Annotated in this window: 13 protein-coding genes; 4 read left to right on the forward strand and 9 right to left on the reverse strand. The window is 60.3% G+C overall.

Going from position 1 to position 17,791, the window contains the following annotated elements; translation table 11 throughout:
• Positions 1 to 1,470, forward strand: a complete 1,470-nt coding sequence (locus tag ACZO0A_RS08925) for a UDP-N-acetylmuramoyl-L-alanyl-D-glutamate--2,6-diaminopimelate ligase (RefSeq protein WP_486846224.1) — start codon at positions 1 to 3, stop codon at positions 1,468 to 1,470.
• A gap of 274 nt (positions 1,471 to 1,744) precedes the next feature.
• Here the strand turns inward: ACZO0A_RS08925 and glgB are convergent, their stop codons facing one another.
• Positions 1,745 to 3,514: a 1,4-alpha-glucan branching protein GlgB gene (glgB, locus tag ACZO0A_RS08930; RefSeq protein WP_486846226.1), complete on the reverse strand. Its 1,770-nt coding sequence runs from the start codon at positions 3,512 to 3,514 to the stop codon at positions 1,745 to 1,747.
• A gap of 245 nt (positions 3,515 to 3,759) precedes the next feature.
• Positions 3,760 to 5,124 (reverse strand): magnesium transporter, encoded by a 1,365-nt coding sequence (mgtE, locus tag ACZO0A_RS08935; RefSeq protein WP_294781571.1) that lies wholly within the window; start codon positions 5,122 to 5,124, stop codon positions 3,760 to 3,762.
• A 373-nt stretch (positions 5,125 to 5,497) separates the two neighbouring features.
• Between mgtE and ACZO0A_RS08940 the strand changes: the two genes are divergently transcribed.
• The gene (locus ACZO0A_RS08940; protein WP_417337351.1) at positions 5,498 to 6,523 is read left to right on the forward strand and encodes a S66 family peptidase; all 1,026 of its coding nucleotides are present in this window, start codon (positions 5,498 to 5,500) and stop codon (positions 6,521 to 6,523) included.
• Positions 6,524 to 6,671: 148 nt separating this feature from the next.
• Here ACZO0A_RS08940 and ACZO0A_RS08945 read toward each other — a convergent pair whose 3' ends face one another.
• From ACZO0A_RS08945 to ACZO0A_RS08960, 4 genes are all read right to left on the reverse strand, one after another.
• The gene (locus ACZO0A_RS08945) at positions 6,672 to 7,310 is read right to left on the reverse strand and encodes an RpiB/LacA/LacB family sugar-phosphate isomerase (RefSeq protein WP_291230889.1); all 639 of its coding nucleotides are present in this window, start codon (positions 7,308 to 7,310) and stop codon (positions 6,672 to 6,674) included.
• Positions 7,311 to 7,333: 23 nt separating this feature from the next.
• Complete coding sequence (locus ACZO0A_RS08950; protein WP_302376917.1) at positions 7,334 to 7,915, reverse strand: Ntn hydrolase family protein; 582 nt, start codon at positions 7,913 to 7,915, stop codon at positions 7,334 to 7,336.
• Between the two features lie 541 nt (positions 7,916 to 8,456).
• Complete coding sequence (locus tag ACZO0A_RS08955; RefSeq protein ID WP_418759471.1) at positions 8,457 to 10,703, reverse strand: hydratase; 2,247 nt, start codon at positions 10,701 to 10,703, stop codon at positions 8,457 to 8,459.
• Positions 10,704 to 10,944: 241 nt separating this feature from the next.
• On the reverse strand, positions 10,945 to 11,937 hold the full coding sequence (locus ACZO0A_RS08960) for an isocitrate/isopropylmalate dehydrogenase family protein (RefSeq protein WP_302377620.1): 993 nt from the start codon (positions 11,935 to 11,937) through the stop codon (positions 10,945 to 10,947).
• A 283-nt stretch (positions 11,938 to 12,220) separates the two neighbouring features.
• Here ACZO0A_RS08960 and ACZO0A_RS08965 point away from each other — a divergent pair, with 283 nt between their 5' ends.
• Together ACZO0A_RS08965 and ACZO0A_RS08970 are read left to right on the forward strand one after the other, a co-directional pair.
• The gene (locus ACZO0A_RS08965) at positions 12,221 to 13,594 is read left to right on the forward strand and encodes a citrate synthase (protein WP_302377621.1); all 1,374 of its coding nucleotides are present in this window, start codon (positions 12,221 to 12,223) and stop codon (positions 13,592 to 13,594) included.
• A gap of 112 nt (positions 13,595 to 13,706) precedes the next feature.
• Complete coding sequence (locus ACZO0A_RS08970; protein WP_302149807.1) at positions 13,707 to 14,450, forward strand: TVP38/TMEM64 family protein; 744 nt, start codon at positions 13,707 to 13,709, stop codon at positions 14,448 to 14,450.
• Between the two features lie 61 nt (positions 14,451 to 14,511).
• On the opposite strand, the gene ACZO0A_RS08975 is transcribed toward ACZO0A_RS08970, so the two are convergent.
• The 3 genes from ACZO0A_RS08975 to dnaK form a co-directional block, all read right to left on the reverse strand.
• Positions 14,512 to 14,844 carry a branched-chain amino acid transporter permease gene (locus ACZO0A_RS08975; protein WP_294782020.1) on the reverse strand — a complete coding sequence of 111 codons (333 nt, stop codon included), beginning with the start codon at positions 14,842 to 14,844 and terminating at the stop codon, positions 14,512 to 14,514.
• Entirely contained in the window at positions 14,834 to 15,487 is a 654-nt protein-coding gene (locus tag ACZO0A_RS08980) for an AzlC family ABC transporter permease (RefSeq protein ID WP_302149837.1), read from the reverse strand. The genes ACZO0A_RS08975 and ACZO0A_RS08980 overlap by 11 nt, the downstream gene beginning before the upstream one ends.
• 263 nt (positions 15,488 to 15,750) lie before the next feature.
• On the reverse strand, positions 15,751 to 17,526 hold the full coding sequence (gene dnaK / locus ACZO0A_RS08985; protein ID WP_302149806.1) for a molecular chaperone DnaK: 1,776 nt from the start codon (positions 17,524 to 17,526) through the stop codon (positions 15,751 to 15,753).
• Between the last annotated feature and the right edge of the window lie 265 nt (positions 17,527 to 17,791).

The following is a 17,791-nucleotide window of genomic DNA, read 5'->3' on the forward strand; positions in this document are numbered from 1 at the left end:
ATGGACCTGCGGCGGCTTATCCAGAACACCGACTGCCAGCTTGTGCGGGGCGACGCCCTGACCGAGGTGACGGCGCTCTGCTGTGATTCCCGCTGTGCCGGGCCGGGGGCGCTGTTTGTCTGCCTGCCGGGCCGCCACACCGACGGGCGGCAGTTTGCGGCCCAGGCCGTGGCCGCCGGGGCTGTGGCGGTGCTGTGCGCCGGGCCGCCCCCGGACGTGGGCGCGGCCGTGGTAGAGACGGAAAACCCACGCCGCATGATGGCGGTTTTGGCGGCGCGGCTCTGCGGTGAACCGGCCCGCGCCATGACGATGATCGGCGTGACCGGCACGAAGGGCAAGACGACGACGGCCCACCTGCTGGCGGCCATTTTACAGGCCGATGGGCGGCGGGTCGGGCTGGTGGGCACCAACGGCGTCTGCTGGCCCGGCCATCGCCACGATTTGAACCACACAACGCCGGAAAGCTGTGACTTGCAGGTGCTTTTGCGCCGCATGGCCGACGACGGCTGCGACGCCTGCGTGATGGAAGTTTCAAGCCTGGGGATGAAGTTTGACCGCGCGGCGGGGATAGAGTTTGACGTGGGCGTGTTCACGAACCTGTCGCCCGACCACATCGGCCCCGGCGAGCACGCGGATTTTGCCGAGTATCTGCACTGGAAAGCCGCGCTGTTTCAGCAGTGCCGCGCGGGAGTTTTCAACATCGACGACCCCTGGGTGGGGAAAATCATGGACGGCGTCCCCTGCCGCGCTGTAACCTACGGCACGGTCCCCGGGGCCGATGTGCGGGCCGATAGCAATTTTACTCTGACACGGGAGGGCGGTCGGCTGGGCGCGGCCTTCACGGTGGACGGTGTGCGGTACACCGTGGGGATGCCCGGGGCGTTCAGCGTGCAGAACGCCCTGGCTGCCCTGGCCGCAGCGCGGGTGCTGGGCGCGGGCGAGGACGCGATACACCGGGGGCTGGCCGCCGCCGTGGTGCAGGGCCGGGTGGAGCCTGTGGCCGTGGACGCACCGTTCACGGTGCTGATCGACTACGCCCACAACGAGGCCGCCGCCGAGAGTCTGTTGCGCACGCTGCGGGCCTACACCCCGGCGCGGCTGGTGGCGGTGTTCGGCTGCGGTGGCGAGCGGAGCCGGCTGCGGCGGTTCGGTATGGGGTCCGTCTGCGCCCGGCTGGCGGATTTCTGCGTCATTACCGAGGACAACAGCCGCAGTGAGCCGGTGGAGCATATTTTGGCGGATATCCGGGCGGGGCTGAAACTTGGCAACCCGGCCACCCCCTTTGCCGAGATACCGGACCGGCGGCAGGCCATTTACTACGCGCTGGCCCACGCCCAGCCCGGGGATATCGTGGCGATTTTAGGCAAAGGCCACGAGACGACGATAGAACGCAATGGGGTCAAGGAGCCGTTTGTGGAAAGTGAGATCGTGGAGGAGTATTGGGATAGCAAAAGGGCGGCCTTGCGCTGAAGGCAAGGCCGCGAAACGCATTAAATCATCGCTCTGTAGGAGTCGGCGTCCCCGACGACCCGCAGGTTACGCAGACACCCCGTTCACGGGCGCTTGTAGGGCGGCCAGCCCTCTGGCCGCCGCGGAGGGGTCAAGACCCCTCCCTGCAAATCTACCGCAAAAGGGGTTGCAACGGCAAAGTTACGGGCCGGACATGCCCGGCCCCTACCGCACAGCAAAAAACACCCCTGCGCCATCCCAAAACGGCGCAGGGGTGTTGCCTATCCTTGTAAAATCAGACCAACTTATACAGCTGCCCGCTGAACGGTGCCAGCGTCAGCTTCAGCTTGCCTTCGCACGCCTTGCCCACAAGCCGCTTCGGTTTCTCGGTCTGGCCACCGAAGCACTGCCAATCCGTGTCCAGAATCGGCGTCAGCCTGCCCGCGCGGGGCAGTGCCAGCTCGTACTCTTTCAGCTCCGTATCGCCGAAGTTGAACGCCGCCAGCACCGCGCCGTCATGGCCCTCACGCCAGATGGCACAGGCGTCCAGCTCGGGGTGCCGGCAGTCCAGCCACTGGAACGCCGCCGGGTCGTACTCACGACTCCAGAACGCCTCGTTGGCGCAGTACGCCTCGTTCAGCGCCTTGCGGTAGCGGTGGAAATCGTCGTGGCTCGGATACTTCAGCACCATCCAGTCCTGCTCGCGGCTCTCGTCAAACTCGCGCAGCTGCGCGAATTCGTTGCCCATAAAGTCCAGCATCTTGCCCGGGTGGATAGCCATGTACAGGTACAGCGCCCGCGCCTGGGGGAACTTGCCCTCGTAGTCGCCGTACATTTTTTGCACGATGGTCGCCTTGCCGTGGACGTTCTCGTCGTGGCTGAAGGGCAGGATGTAGTGCTCATTCCAGGCGTACATCATCGAGAAGGTCAGCTTGCCCAGGTTCTCCCGCCGCTCGTCTGGGGTCTTTTTAAAGTAGTCTAGGGTATCGTTCATCCAGCCCAGATCCCACTTGTAGTCAAAGCCCAGGCCGCCGTACTCGACCGGCGCGGTCACTTTCGGGAAGCTGGTGGAATCCTCGGCAATCAGGATGGCCGTGGGGTGGCGCTGCTGCAAACCGTAGTTCATGCCCTTCAAAAAGTCCAGCGTCGAGCCGTTGACGCCGCGGTTCGGGTCGCCCTGCCAGTAGATGAGCCGGGACACCGCGTCCATGCGCAGGCCGTCGGCATGGAACACCCGCAGCCAGTAATCGGCGCAGGACTGGATGAAGCACTGGATCTCACCGCGGGAGTGCATAAAGTTACAGCTGCCCCACTCGCTCCGGCCCACAGCGGCTGCCGGGTACTCATACAGCGGTGTACCGTCAAATTCTTTCAGTCCGTAGGCGTCCACGGCAAAGTGTACCGGTACAAAATCCAGAATAACGCCGATGCCCTGCTTATGGCAGGCGTTGACAAATTCGGCCAGCTCGTCCGGCGTGCCGTAGCGGCTGGTGGGGGCAAAAAAGCCGGTGATCTGGTAGCCCCAGCTGCCGTCGAAGGGGTGCTCGGCCAAGGGCATGAGTTCAATGTGGGTGAAGCCGTTCTCCTTGCAGTAAGCGGGCAGCAGCTCGGCCAGTTCGGCGTAGGTATACCAGCTGCCGTCCTCCTTCTGCCGCCAGCTGCCGGCATGGACCTCGTAGATATTCAGCGGTTTATCGAAGCATTTTGTGCGTTCCTGCATCCATTGGTCGTCGTCAAAGCCCTGCGGGCGGTCGGACACGATGCTGCGGCCGTCGGGGCGCAGTGTCATAGCCGTGCCGTAGGGGTCGCAGTGGGCCACGCTCTGGCCGTTTGCGCCGCGCACCCAATACTGGTAGACCATACCCGCGTTCACACCGGGGGCGTCGCATTCCCACACGGCGGACTCGGTGCGGTGCAGGTCAAAGGTGCCGATCTCGGTCTCGACGGCGATATGCTGCGCGGACGGTGCCCACACTGCAAAATGTGTGCCGCCGAAATAGGTATGCGCCCCGAAAAATTCATACGCATCAAAGGCGTGCCCGGTGTAAAAATCCTGCATATTCATGATGAAAACTCCTGATTGTAAGGATGGCTTCCCCCCTGGGGGAAGCTGTCAGCGGCCCCGACCGCCGACTGATAAGGGGCGGCGCCGGTCATTATTGCCCGGTAAAGGGGCTGCTGCGGGAAGTCTGCCCCTCATCCGCCCCTTCAGGCCACCTTCCCCCTCAGGGGAAGGCCTTTTCTCTAAAAAAATTGTACCACACCCAAAGGTGTGGTACAACCTACAATTTTGAACACGGTGTCCAAAATTTAAATTTTCAGCAAAACCCGTGCAATGTTGAAGTAGACCAGCAGCGTCGTGGTATCGACGATGGTGGTGATAAGCGGCGACGCCATGACGGCCGGGTCCATCTTGAACTTTTCGGCCACAACAGGCAACAGGCCGCCGATCAGCTGGGACAGGATGATCGTGCAGACCAGCGTCAGGCAGACGACCGCTGCCACAGGAGCCTTGATGCCGTCCAGGAAAATCAGCTTGGCAAAGTTGCACAGCGCCAGCGTGCCGCCGCAGAGGATGGCAATGCGGAACTCGCGCCACAGAATCTTCGGCAGGTCGTGGGGCTCAATGTCGCCGACGGCCAGGCCGCGGATAATGGTGGAGGTACTCTGGCTGCCCGCGTTGCCGCCTGCGTCGGTCAGCATCGGGATGTAGGCGGTCAGCACTGTCATGGCGGCGAGGGCATCCTCATACCCGCGGATGACCATGCTGGAGAAGGTGGAGGAAATCATCAGGAACAGCAGCCACGGCGCGCGGCTTTTGTACAGATCCCACATAGACTGTTTAAAGTAGGGCTTATCCGACGGGCCGATAGCGTTCATCTTGGCGATATCTTCGCTGGCCTCGTCCTGCATGATCGAGATAGCGTCGTCGATGGTGACGATACCGACCAGACGCTTCTCGTTGTCCACAACGGGAATAGCCAGGTAGCCGTACTTTTCGAACATCTGGGAGACGTCCTCCTGGTCGGTGGTGGTGGCAACGCTGACGACGTTGTCATCCATCATGTCGCGGATGATCTCGTTCTGCGGGTCCTTCGAGAGGACCAGTGCGCGCAGGGAGACGACGCCGATGAGGGTGCGGTCACGGTCGGTGACGTAGCAGTTGTTGATGGTCTCCTTGTCAAAGCCGTTCTTGCGGATAGCGTCCATGGCCTGGGCCACGGTCCAGTCGGGGCGCAGCTCCATCAGCTCGGTGGTCATGACGCCGCCGGCGGAGTCCTCGGGGTATTTGAGCAGTTCGTTGATCATGCGGCGGGTCGCGGGGTCCGCCTGGCCAAGGATACGCTTGACTACATTGGCGGGCATTTCCTCGACCAAATCCGTCGCATCATCGACGAACAGGTCGTCCACAACAGCCTTCAATTCCTTATCGGTCAGGCCGTCGATGAGGTTCTGCTGGGTCTCGGGGGTAAGCTCGGCGAAAATCTCTGCCGCCAGGTCCTTGGGACACAGGCGGAACAGCACCGGAAGCTTCTCCGGCGGGAGATCCTCAAACACGGCGGCCAGGTCGGGCGCGGGCAGGGTGGACATAACATCGCGCAGGCTCTGGTACTTTTTGGCATCGTCCAGGTTGGCCAGCATCGTGCGGAGGGTCAGGATCGCGGTATCAGACATAAAAAAGCTGCCTCCTTTTCAGGCGGCAGCCAGGCACATTTTGGTTTTGGGCAACGCAAAACAGAGCAACACCGTGGGTTATGGCTAACACACAGTTTGCTTTGATGCGCCCCTAAAAATATGGTGGCTGCCGTTATTTAAGATACATCGGTACACAGGACTGGGACTGGGGGTATCCATTGTGACAACCACCTCACATATATTTGAATTTTTACCATAAGGCGCTATTCGCACCTATATTTACTTTACCATCCAAAGCCGAATTAGTCAACGGTAAATTTCGGCATTTGACGAAATTTTTTCCGTGCGCACGGCTGTCATCTGTGATATACTGGGGGTGCATTCCTACGACCGCTTACAGGGAGGTATCGCCATGATTAGAAACATCGCTGTCGTCAGCCTGTCCCGCGGCGTGCTGGGAGAGGCGTTTGCGCAGCACGAAGTCGAGATTGGGCTGCAACGCCTGGCCGGGTACGGCGTAAATGTCCGCTTTATGCCCAACGCCCGGCGCGGCATCGACTACCTGACCGCGCACCCGGAGGCGCGCGCCGCCGACCTTCTGCAGGCGTTCCGCGACCCGGGGATTGACATGATCCTCTGCGCCATCGGCGGGGACGACACCTATCGGCTGCTCCCCTATCTGTTCGACCACGACGAACTGCGCAGGGCCGTCACCGGCAAAGTGTTTCTCGGCTTTTCCGACACAACGGTCAACCACATGATGCTGCACAAGGTCGGGCTGCCGACATTTTATGGGCAGGCATTTCTGCCGGACGTCTGCGAATTGAGCCCCGCGATGATGCCCTACACCGAGCACTATTTTACGGAATTACTGCGCACTGGCACGATCCGCGAGGTCACGCCCAGCGATGTCTGGTACGAAAGCCGCACCGACTTCAGCCCCTCGCAGATTGGCATTGCTCCCGCCACACACCCCGACGACGGTTTCCGGCTTTTGCAGGGCAGCCCGGTATTTTCTGGGGAAATTCTCGGCGGTTGCATCGACACTTTCTATGATTTCTTCGATGGTACGCGGTATGCAGATATGCCGCTACTGTGCCAAAAATACGGTCTTTTTCCCACGGCCGAGGACTGGCAGGGGAAAATTTTGCTGCTGGAAACCAGCGAGGAGCAGATGCCGCCCGAAAAATACCATGCAGCATTGACATACCTCAAAAACGTCGGGGTGTTCCGTGCCGTCAGCGGCGTGCTGATTGGCAAACCGATGGACCGCCAATACGAGGACGAGTACAAGAAGATTTTAGTCGAAGTCATCAACGACCCCAAGCTGTCCATCGTCTGCAACCTCAACATCGGGCACGCCGCGCCACGGTGCATTTTGCCCTTTGGCGTCCAAGCCTGTGTAGACATTGATGCGCAGAAGATCACTTTTGCTTAAAGCAGCGCACTACTTTGGGGGCCGCATCTGACGGGGCGTCGAGGACGCCGCCCCCCTACAAATACGCGGCTGTACAAATAAAAAGCCGACGCCTGGCAGGTTGTACCGGGCGTCGGCAATTTTTATTTTAGGTAAATCAGGCCAGGGCTTACGCCATCAGTTCCTTGACAGTCTCGGCCAGCTTTTCGTCCTTGCAGGCGGGGAAAAAATACTCGGCGAAGTGCTCACCGGCGAAAGCGCCCTTGACGAGGTCGCGGTCCAGATCCTTCAGGATGTCGGACAGGTCGCGGAAGGCAACAGCGCGCACGCCGTCCAGAATCTTCTTGTTGCGCTGCTCGGGCACAACGCGCTCCTTGGGGTAGCCCTGGCCGTGGCCGAAGCCGAACAGCTTCTCGAAGATGTACTCGAGGTTCAGCTCGCCGCCCCAGCCAAAGCCCTTGGCGAAGGGCAGGGCCACCGCGTTGCCGTCGTTGACGTGGGCGAAGGTGTAGGCATCGACCGGATCCTCGACATGGCCGCAGATGACACCGGGGAAGCTGTTCAGTGCCAGCATAGCGCCTTCGCCGGTGCCGCAGCCGGTGATGACATAGTCGGCCGCGCCGGAGTTCAGCAGCACAGCGGCCAAGATGCCGTTCTGCACATAGGTCAGCTGGGCGGCATCATCGGCGGCATACATGCCGTAGTTGACGACCTCGTGGCCCATCGGCTCCACGACCTTGCGCAGGGTTGCTTCAATCAGGGCGTTCTTGGCGGCCTGACTGTTTTCGTTGATCAGTGCGATTTTCATATTTTTTCTCCTTTACGTGCGTTTTATCGGATCAGCTGACGGAAATACGTTGTGTTGATGCTCTTATCGTTCTTGGCCATCTTGGCAATGCAGCCGTCCAGCGTGCGGGCTACATCGTCCAGGCTGCGCCAGCTGGCGGCCTGGGGCTTGACTTCTTCTTCCAGCCAGGGGCCGACGTCGGTGTGGGAACACGCCCCCTCGATGAGGTACGCGCCGGGGCGGCTCTCCTGGGTCTGCGGCTCGTAGCCGTCGGCGCTGCCCATCATCGTCATGACGAACTGGCCCTTGCGGTTGCGCCCGCCCACAATAAGGCGCACGCCCACCGGCTGCACCTGCACGGTGGCGGCCTTTTCGCGCATGATCTTGACGATTTTTTCCAGGGTCAGGTACTGGGGCTGGTACTCGTCCACGGCGTTGATGATCTGCACGGCGGCCAACGTATCGCCCGCAAAACCAACCATGACGTTGCGGTTGATCTTGCGCACCTTGGGCAGGTCGTTCTTGATAACGTGGGGCTTGTCGCCGGTGATGGGTTCCTCAACAAAACGGCCATCGCTGACCATGGCGCAGAATGCGTCACTGCAAACAGCTAAAATAGCACTCATAATTTTTTCGTTCCTTTGCTTTTAATAGGGTACTTGTATTGTAGCACGAAATTTGCGCGGGTGCAATGGGTGCTTGACTTAACCTGCGGTGTGCGGTATACTAATAACAGAAAAGGCGCTGCGACAAGCGGTTGGCCCGATCAAAATGGGATTTAGGAAAACCTAAGAACCGTCACTTTGCCGAGTGGCGGTTTTTGCTTTTTACGACTAAACTTAATGTGATGGTCTTGCGGCCAACATAGAACGTAAATGTAAATCGCATGGTCTCACCTCCTTTCGGGGGTGGGGCCAACCGCCTGCCGTTGTGTGCAGCGCCTTGCCGTCTGTTCGTACAGGCGGTTTTTGTGTTATACCAGAGTTTTCGACGATATACAAGCAAAGCTGCCCGCAGGAGAACCTTCCCCCGCGGGCAGCCTTTTACTTTATCGAGTTTATCGAGCCTGTAGGGGCCGCATATGTGCGGCCCGCGGCTTTCCGCAAGCACTCGTCTGCCTTATACGGCAGGGCCGGACATACCCGGCCCCTACAGGGCAACTCTTATTTAGTGATTCTTGTAATAATTGATGAGGCATCCATCGGCCAGGATCTGCCGCTCGGCATCGGTCATAGCGCCGAGGCTGACTGTAAAGCGAACTACGCCGCCGTCCGGCTTTACGGCGATGGCGGTCAACTCGTCATCGGCATTCAGCAGCGCCTTGCGCACGCCGGGCAGGTAGACGTAATCGCCGTTGGCCAGCACGTTGGGCGTATCCAGCAGGAAGGGCAGCATGCCCCAGTTGATGCAGTTGGAGCGGTAGCGCTTGGTGGCGTACTCGCAGGCAAAGTTGGCTGCGCCGCCCAGCACGCGCTGGCAGCTGGCGGCCTGCTCGCGGGCGGAACCGTCACCGGGCTTGTTGGCGAAGATGGCCGAGCCGATGTTGGTATTTGCCGCATCGGGCGTGTAGCCCCGCTTCTTCAAATCATCGTAGACACGCGCGATCTCAGCGGGCAGAGCGCCTGCGCGGCGCTCCTCATCCAGCGCCTTGACAGCCTTGGCATTCGGCACATAGGCCGGATCCTTGCGGGAGAGGGTGAACTCCGCCAGGCGCAGCGGGTTAGAGCGGAAGGACGACGTCTCGCCCGAGGGAATCAGCTCATCGGTGGTGGTGACCGGGTCGGTGATGTAGCTGACGATCTTCACGAGCAAATCATCCGTCAGGGCGGGCTGCTGGGGCCAGTCCTTGATGTTCGGGCCAAATTTCAGCTCATAGTCCGGCTCCGGGTGGCCCCAGCCGTTGTATACGCGCTTGTCGTAGACACCCTGCTCAAAGTGGTACTCGGGCACGGTGTACTCGACATCGGTCAGCTCGCTGGCGGCGGTCAGGTAGCCGCCGTTGGCCGCGGTGGCGGCGATGGAGCGGGCGTCCATCAGGGCGACGGCGCTGATCTGGCCCTCACCGGGCTTCGAGCCTTCGCGGTTCGGGAAGTTGCGGGTCGTGTGGCGGATCGAGAACTCGCCGTTGGCCGGGGTATCGCCCGCGCCGAAGCAGGGGCCGCAGAAGCACTCGCGGAAGATGCCGCCAGCGGAAACAATGTCGGCCACCGCGCCGTTCTTGACCAGTTCCAGGTAGGTCGGCATACTGTCGGGGTAGACGCTGAACTTGAACTCGCCGTTGCCGCAACTCTTGCCTTTGATGATATCCGCCACGGCACAGATATTCTCATACGTGCCGCCGGAGCAGCCCGCGACCACGCCCTGATCCACATAGATGCGGCCATCGGCGCAGATCTTGCCGACCAAGTCCATCTCGACCTTGCCGCCCAGCTGCTTGTTGGCCTGGTCCTGAGCCGCCTGCAAAATCTTCCCGGCGTTGGCTTTCAGCTCGCGGATGGGGTAGGCGTAGCTCGGGTGCATCGGCAGGGCGATCATGCACTCAACGGTGGACAGATCCAGTTCGATGCAGCCGTCGTAGTAGGCTACATCGGCAGGTTTCAATTCTTTGTAGGCCTCCGGGCGGTTGTGCTGCTCGAAGTATTGTTTCGTAACATCGTCTGTCTGCCAGATGGAGGACCAGCAGGTGGTCTCGGTGGTCATGACGTCGATGCCGTTGCGGTAATCGGCGCTCAGATTGGCAACGCCGGGGCCGACAAACTCCATGACCCTGTTCTTCACATAGCCGTTGGCGTAGGTGGCGGCCACCAGCGCCAGCGCGACATCATGGGGGCCGACACCGGGGTTGGGCTTGCCGGTCAGATAGATGGCGACCACGCCGGGGTAGGCCATATCGTAGGTGCGGCCGACCAGCTGCTTGGCCAGCTCGCCGCCGCCCTCGCCGACGGCCATCGTGCCCAGCGCACCGTAGCGGGTGTGGGAGTCAGAGCCGAGGATCATCCGCCCGCAGCCGGACATCATTTCCCTGTTGTAGCTGTGGATGACGGCCATATTCGGCGGAACATAGATGCCGCCGTATTTATGGGCAGCGGAGAGGGCAAACTGGTGGTCGTCCTCGTTGATGGTGCCGCCCACGGCGCAGAGGCTGTTGTGGCAGTTCGTCATGACGTAGGGCAGCGGAAATTCCTTCATGCCGGAGGCGCGGGCCGTCTGGATGATGCCGACATAAGTAATGTCGTGGCTGGTCATCGAGTCGAATTTCATGCGCAGGTCCTGCATGGAATCGCTTGTGTTATGGGCTTTCAGGATGCCGTAAGCGATAGTGCCCTTGCGGGCTTCGTCAGCCGTGACCCCTGCCGGGGCAGCGGTCTGCGGCACGCCATGGACAAGATAAACGCCGGTATCGTGCAGTTTCATGGGAAACCCTCCGTTTTATATGTATCGCCAAAGCCTTCCCCTTAGGGGGAAGGTGGCCGAGCGAAGCGAGGCCGGATGAGGGGCAGCCTGCCCACAGCCACCCGGCAAAGAGACAGCCACGGCAAACGCGCCCCTCATCAGTCCGCTGCGCGGACAGCTTCAGTCTCCGTGCCAAGTGCCGCCTACGGCGGTTGCACTCCGACACGCGCCTGCGGGCGCAGCCCCTCAGGGGAAGCCTTTATCACAGTCGGCTGATAACCGCCTGCGTAAACTCCTTCGTTCCCGCCGTTCCTCCGATATCGGCGGTCACGACCTTGCCCTCGGCGACCTGTGCCAGAATAGCATCATTCAAACGGGCGGCCTTTTCCGTCTCGCCCAGGTCGTTCAGCATCATGGCAAAGGCCATCAGGATGGCGCTGGGGTTGGCCTTGTCCTGCCCGGCAATGTCGGGGGCAGAGCCGTGGACAGCCTCATAGATGCGGGTCGTGTCGCCAATGTTCGCACTGGGCGCAAAGCCCAGACCGCCCACCAGTCCTGCGCAGAGGTCGCTGATGATATCGCCGTAGAGGTTCGGCGCGACGAGCACGTCAAACTGCTCAGGCTTCTGCACCAGCTTCATGCAGAGGGCGTCGATGATGCAGTCGTCGGCGGCAATGTCGGGGTATTCGGCGGCCACCTCGCGGAAGGTGCGCAGGAACAGGCCGTCGGTCAGCTTCATGATGTTGGCCTTATGCACGGCCGTGACCTTTTTGCGGCCGTTTTTGCGGGCATAGTCAAAGGCAAAGCGGCAGATTTTTTCACACGCAGGGCGGGTGATGAGCTTCACGCCGTTGGCCATCTCGTCATTGACCATATACTCGATGCCCTTGTACAGATCCTCGGTGTTCTCACGCACAATGACGAGGTCGACGTTGTCAAAGCGGGTAGGTACCCCCGGCAGCGTGTGCACAGGGCGCAGGTTTGCGTAGGTGGAAAAGCGCTGACGCAGCTGGACGTTGATGCTGCGGAAGCCCTTGCCAATGGGGGTCGCGGTGGGGCCCTTCAGCGCCCAGCCGCAGGCCTCAATGGCATCCAGCGTGCCGGGGGCGATCAGCTCTCCGCTCTCGGCGGCGTACTCGGCACCGGCGGCAAACTCCTGCCACTCGATGCCGGTGTCCAGCGCGGCGGAGACGGCGCGGACGCTCTCTGCAATTTCACGGCCGATGCCGTCGCCCGGGATCAGAACTGCTTTCATAAAAATACTTTCCCCTTTCCCTGTGTTTCTTACAATATACATAATAGTAACCGGTTTGGGGGCGGTTGTCAATGCGCATTTTTACACATTTCGCGGCAATCTGCCCACTAGCTTAATTATTTAAAGTGCCAACTTGGCAATTTTGCAAAATTTTTAAGTTTTTCTTGACGAAAGCGCCAATATACTATAAAATCAATCTATCAGGCACTTGGTGTAAGGGAACGCCCGCAGGGGTATGCGCCTGTATAAAAATGCAAAGTGTATAAAGAGAGGGGTATGTGCGATGTATTACCCGGACGTCCCGGCTTTGGAGCCGGATGAATTGAACCTGCTCTGCAATGAGTATATGGAGCATAACGCCACGCTGGATCCGCATCTGGCGGATCAGATGGGCGTCAAGCGCGGCCTGCGCAATCTGGACGGCACCGGCGTACTGGCCGGCATCACGAACGTGTCCAACGTCATTGGCTATGACAAGAAGCCGGACGGCACCATCACGCCCATCCCGGGCCGGCTGGTCTACCGCGGCATCGACATTGACACGCTGGCCGCCGAAGCCGACGCCCACGACCGCTTTATGTTTGAGGAGGTCATCTGGCTGCTGCTGTTCGGCTCTCTGCCCACGCAGGAGCAGTACGCCAAGTTCCGCAAGCTGCTGGAGCATCACCGCGAGCTGCCCCAGGGCTTTGCCGACGACATGATCTTAAACTCCCCTTCCCCCAACCTGATGAACAAGATGGCGCGAAGCGTGTTAGCCATGTACAGCTATGACGAGCACGCCGAGGATAACAGCCTGCCCAACATCCTGCGCCAGAGCATCAACCTGATTGCCGAGCTGCCCACGATGATGGTCAACGCCTACCAGATCAAGCGCCGCGTCTACGACCGCAGCAGTATGTACTTCCACCTGCCCACCGAGGGCCAGAGCACAGCCGAACATATTTTGAGCACCTACCGCGCCGACCAGAAGTTCACCCATGAGGAGGCGCGGCTGCTGGATCTGTGCCTGCTGGTCCATGCGGATCACGGCGGCGGTAACTGCTCGACCTTCACCTGCCGTGTGCTGTCCAGCTCCGGCACCGACACCTATGCGGCCATCTCGTCGGCCATCGGCGCGCTGAAAGGCCCCAAGCACGGCGGCGCGAACCTGAAGGTCATGCACCAGTTGGACTACATTTTGGAGAACGTCGAAGATCCGACCAACGACGACGAGGTCCGCGAGTTCCTGCGCAAGATCATCCGCAAGGAGCGCGGTGACGGCAGCGGCTTAATTTACGGCATGGGCCACGCGGTCTACACGTTAAGCGACCCGCGTGCCCAGATTCTCAAGACCCACGCCAAGAGCCTGGCCTACAAGAACGGCTATGACGAGGAATACGAGATGCTGTGCAGCATCGAGCGGCTGGCCCCCCAGGTCTTTGCCGAGGAAAAGCACGGCCCGAAGAAGGTCTGCGCCAACGTTGACCTGTTCAGCGGGTTGATTTACAGAATGCTGGGCATCAGCGAGGATCTGTTCACCCCGCTGTTTGCCATTGCCCGTGTGCCCGGCTGGTGCGCCCACCGCGTGGAGGAAGTGGAGTTTGCGAACCGCATCATCCGCCCCGCCTACCAGTACGTCGGCAAGCCGCAAGCGTATGTGGCGCTGGAAGAGAGATAAGGTATATTCCCGGTGCAGCTGCAAGCAGCACTTTTCCCCTCAGAATTCCCTTGCATTTCCCCGCTATTTTTGGTATAGTATTTCCTGTTTTCATTGCAACAAGGAGATTTTTATGCCTGAACGCGCCAACAAAAGAGAAAAACGGCTGGCTATGCTCGTGGTAGCAGCGGTGGTCGTCGTGACGGTGCTGCTCATCGTCGAGACCTTCCGCCTGCTGCTGCCGGGGCTGTGGACGGTATTTTCCGCCGGGGATGAACAGGCCCTCAGTGATTACCTGACCAGCCAGGGGCGGCTGCGCAGTTTTCTGACGCTGTGGTTCCTGGCCGTCGTGCAGGTGCTTTCGCTGGTCATTCCCGCCATGCCGGTGCAGCTGGCGGCGGGGCTTGCCTATGGGCCGTGGCTCGGCTTTTTGACGAGCTTTTCCGCCTCCGCCGTCGCCAACATGAGCGTCTACTTACTGGCCCGGCGGCTGGCCCCGGTCATCCGGCGGCTGGTGGCCGACAACCCCAAGGCTGCGAAGCTGCTGGACAGCGTGCGCAGCAGCAAGGACCCCTGGTTTTACACGATTCTGGCGTTCATCACGCCGGGGCTGCCCAACGGCATCATCCCTTACGCCGCCGCCAACGCCGGGATGCGCCCCAAGCAGTTTTTGGCGGCCATCTTCATCAGCCTGCCCTTTCCCACCCTGCTGACCTGCGCGGCCGGCAGCTTTATCCTGGAGGGAAACTGGATGCTGACCGTGCTGGTGGGCGTGGTGCTGTTCAGTTTTGTGGGCATTCTGTTCTTCAACCGCACCCGGCTCATCGCCCGGGCGCACCAACTCAACGATAACCGCAAGAAAAAAGCCGGGGCATGAAAGCCTCGGCTTTTTTATAAAGGCTTCCCCTAAGGGGGAAGGCATCGCCCTCTACAGCGCGTTACACAAACACCACCTGCACCAGCACCATATACAGCGCCGTGCCTGCGGCGATGCTCAACAATGTATTCTTCTTCCACAAATGCAGACCTACCACCGCGGCGGCAGCAATAAGTTCCGGCAGGCCATGGGTCGGGCCGAGCAGGTCCACGCCGCGCAGGCAGTAGACCACCAGCATCGCCATGATGGCGCAGGGCAGCACACCCGCGAGGTAGACAATAAACCTTGGTGTGGGCCGCCCGCCGCCGAACACCACAAAGGGCAAAAACCGTATCAGCGCCGTCACGCCCGCGACCACCGCCACAAGCAGCGCACCGTGTACATCAAACGGCATGGTCGGCCTCCTTTTTCTCGGTAACTTTACGCAGCAGCGTCAAAGCCGCCGTAATGCCCAGCATGGAGGGGATCAGGAAATTGCTGCTGCCGAAAATCAAAAGGCAGACCAGCGAGACGCCCAGCCCCACCAGCGCGGGGGTGTGGTCCCTGCTTGCCTTCCACTGCTCGGTCATGACGACGAGGAACAGCGCGGTCATGGAAAAATCGATGCCGGTGGTATCAAAGGGAAGCACGCTGCCCAGCAGCGCTCCCGCCACGCAGCCCACAACCCAGTAAAACTGATCCAGCAGCGACACCCAGAAAAAGTATCTGCTCTGGTCAACGTCCTCGGGCGCGTCGCCGCTGCACACAACGGAGTAAGTTTCATCAGTCAGGGCAAAAATCAGGTACGGCTTAGCCGCGCCGGTATTTTTATAACGTTCCAACATCGAAATGCCGTAAAATAGATGCCGCGCGTTGACCATCAGCGTCATGAGCGCCGCCGAGATCAGCGACGCGCCGCCCGCCAATAAATCGATCGTGACATACTGCATACTGCCCGCATAGATCAGGCCGCCCATGGCCAGCGCCCAGCCCGCGCCGTAACCCTTGCTTTGCAGCAGCACACCAAAGCCCAGCCCCAGCACGATATACCCCGCCATGATGGGCACAGAGCGCACAAAGGCGTATTTGAACGTTTTCAGTTTCCCATTTCCCCTTTAACCTACTAAAGTGCTATGTTGGCTAGTATAGCACAAAAAAATTCCCTATGCAACAAAAAAGGCTTCCCCCGAGAGGGAAGCTGTCCGCGAAGCAGGCTGATGCGGGGCAAGCGTGCCAATGCAGCCCATTATCGGGCAGTCATGGCAAACCCGCCCCTCATCCGGCTCTTCGAGCCACCTTCTCCCAAAAGGGGAAGGCAAAATCATTTTTCACTCTCCCACTGCGCCACCAATGGCGCGGCGACGGTGGAGAGCGCCTCCCGGGCGGCGTTGATGGCGGTCACATCCGCCGGGGTGAGCTTATCGGCTTTTTTATGGCGTAATACGCGCTCCAACGCGCGTTCTGCGTCCTTGATTTTTCCGCGCGTCTCGCGGTCCAGTGCCTTGCCGGCCTTGCTGCCCAGCGCTGTGTTCACGCGGTAGAGCGCGGCCTCGCCCGCGTTCAGGGCCTCCAGGGCGGCCTTGCGCTCCTTGTCCTGCCCGGCAAAGGCAGCGGCGTTGCGCATGGCGCGGGTGATCTCCTCCTCGCTCAAATTCGAGGTTCCGGAGATCGTGATGCTCTGCTGCTTGCCGGTGTCCATGTCGCGGGCCTTGACCTTGACGATGCCGTTGGCGTCGATGTCGAACGTCACCTCAATTTTCGGCACACCCGCCCAGGCACGCTTGATGCCTCGCAGGGTAAAGGTGCCCAGCAGCTTATTGTCCTTGGCGAACTCGCGTTCGCCCTGCAGAACCTTGATTTGCACGGTGTTCTGAAACGGCGCGGCGGTGGTGAATACCTTGCTGAACCGCGTCGGGATCGTTGAGTTGCGCTCGATCAGATGTGTCGCCACGCCGCCGACGGTCTCGATCGAGAGGGTCAGCGGAGTCACATCCATCAGCAGCAGGCCCTCGCCAGGGCCTGCCAGCATTTCACCGCCCAGCCGCCCGGCCTGCAAGGCCGCGCCCAGGGCAACACATTCGTCGGGGTTCAGGGATTTGGACGGTTCCAGCCCGGTCATCCGCATGACTTTTGCCTGCACGGCGGGGATGCGGGTCGAGCCGCCCACCAGCAAGACCTGGTCCAGGTCGCTGGCCGAAATGTGCGCGTCGCTCAAAGCGTTGCGCACCGGCAGGGCCGTCCGCTCGATCAGATCGGCGCACAGTTCCTCGAACTTGGCACGGGTCAGTGTCGTCTGCAAATGCAGCGCACCTTCGGCGGTCGTGGTGATAAACGGCAGGTTGATATCTGTTTGTTTCGCGCTGGAAAGTTCTTTTTTTGCTTTTTCAGCTTCTTCCCGCAGGCGCTGCATCGCCACGCGGTCATTCGTCAGGTCAACGCCGTGCTCAGTTTTGCACTTCTCGGCCAGCCAGTTCATGATGCGCTCGTCAAAGTCGTCGCCGCCGAGGAAATTGTCACCGCAGGTGGCCAGCACCTGCACGATGCCGTCGCCAATGCGGATGAGCGACACGTCAAACGTACCGCCGCCCAGGTCGTAGACCATGACAGTCTGGGCGCGGCCATTGTCCAGGCCGTAGGCCAGCGCGGCGGCCGTAGGCTCGTTGACGATGCGGCGCACATTCAGCCCCGCAATGCGCCCGGCGTCCTTGGTGGCCTGGCGCTGGGCATCGTTAAAGTAGGCGGGCACAGTGATGACCGCCTCGGTGACGCTCTCGCCCAGGTAGGCCTCGGCGTCGGTTTTCAGTTTTTGCAGGATAAGCGCGCTCAGCTCCTGCGGCGTGTAGCACTTGCCATCGATGGGCACGCGGGTCTCGCTGCCCATCAGCCGCTTGACGCTGGTCACGGTGCGGGGGGCATTGGTCACAGCCTGCCGCTTGGCAGGCTCGCCGACCAGCCGTTCCCCCGCTTTGGTGAAGGCCACGACCGAGGGCGTTGTGCGCTGGCCCTCGGCATTGGGGATGACGACCGGCTTGCCGCCTTCGACCACCGCCACACAGCTGTTGGTGGTGCCCAGATCAATTCCGATCATTTTTGCCATGGTGGTGTTTGTCCTTTCAAAAAAGACACTTTTAACTCTTGTTTCTATTGTAACGTTTGCCGCCGGAAAATGTGTTGCGATTTCGTAAATATTGCAGTGATTTTTATAAAAGTAAGTTATCTGCAATTTTCCGTTGACGCTTTTTGTCTGGCGTGCTATATTTAGGGCAATACCACATAATTCTAAGTGCCGATACGGCGAGCGAGGTGCGGCAGCTGCTAAGCCAAAAGCGCAGATAATACTTTGTGTATTATCGAGCATTTTG

The organism is Gemmiger sp., assembly GCF_057431175.1.

Bases quoted from the DNA above. Each gene is read 5' to 3' on its own strand.
- ACZO0A_RS08980 (WP_302149837.1), bottom strand. From the start codon at position 15,487: ATGGCGGGGTATATCGTGCTGGGGCTGGGCTTTGGTGTGCTGCTGCAA.
- ACZO0A_RS08925 (WP_486846224.1), top strand. From the start codon at position 1: ATGGACCTGCGGCGGCTTATCCAGAACACCGACTGCCAGCTTGTGCGG.
- mgtE (WP_294781571.1), bottom strand. From the start codon at position 5,124: ATGTCTGATACCGCGATCCTGACCCTCCGCACGATGCTGGCCAACCTG.
- dnaK (WP_302149806.1), bottom strand. From the start codon at position 17,526: ATGGCAAAAATGATCGGAATTGATCTGGGCACCACCAACAGCTGTGTG.
- ACZO0A_RS08975 (WP_294782020.1), bottom strand. From the start codon at position 14,844: ATGCCGTTTGATGTACACGGTGCGCTGCTTGTGGCGGTGGTCGCGGGC.
- ACZO0A_RS08950 (WP_302376917.1), bottom strand. From the start codon at position 7,915: ATGAGTGCTATTTTAGCTGTTTGCAGTGACGCATTCTGCGCCATGGTC.
- ACZO0A_RS08955 (WP_418759471.1), bottom strand. From the start codon at position 10,703: ATGAAACTGCACGATACCGGCGTTTATCTTGTCCATGGCGTGCCGCAG.
- ACZO0A_RS08970 (WP_302149807.1), top strand. From the start codon at position 13,707: ATGCCTGAACGCGCCAACAAAAGAGAAAAACGGCTGGCTATGCTCGTG.
- ACZO0A_RS08965 (WP_302377621.1), top strand. From the start codon at position 12,221: ATGTATTACCCGGACGTCCCGGCTTTGGAGCCGGATGAATTGAACCTG.
- ACZO0A_RS08940 (WP_417337351.1), top strand. From the start codon at position 5,498: ATGATTAGAAACATCGCTGTCGTCAGCCTGTCCCGCGGCGTGCTGGGA.
- ACZO0A_RS08945 (WP_291230889.1), bottom strand. From the start codon at position 7,310: ATGAAAATCGCACTGATCAACGAAAACAGTCAGGCCGCCAAGAACGCC.
- ACZO0A_RS08960 (WP_302377620.1), bottom strand. From the start codon at position 11,937: ATGAAAGCAGTTCTGATCCCGGGCGACGGCATCGGCCGTGAAATTGCA.
- glgB (WP_486846226.1), bottom strand. From the start codon at position 3,514: ATGAATATGCAGGATTTTTACACCGGGCACGCCTTTGATGCGTATGAA.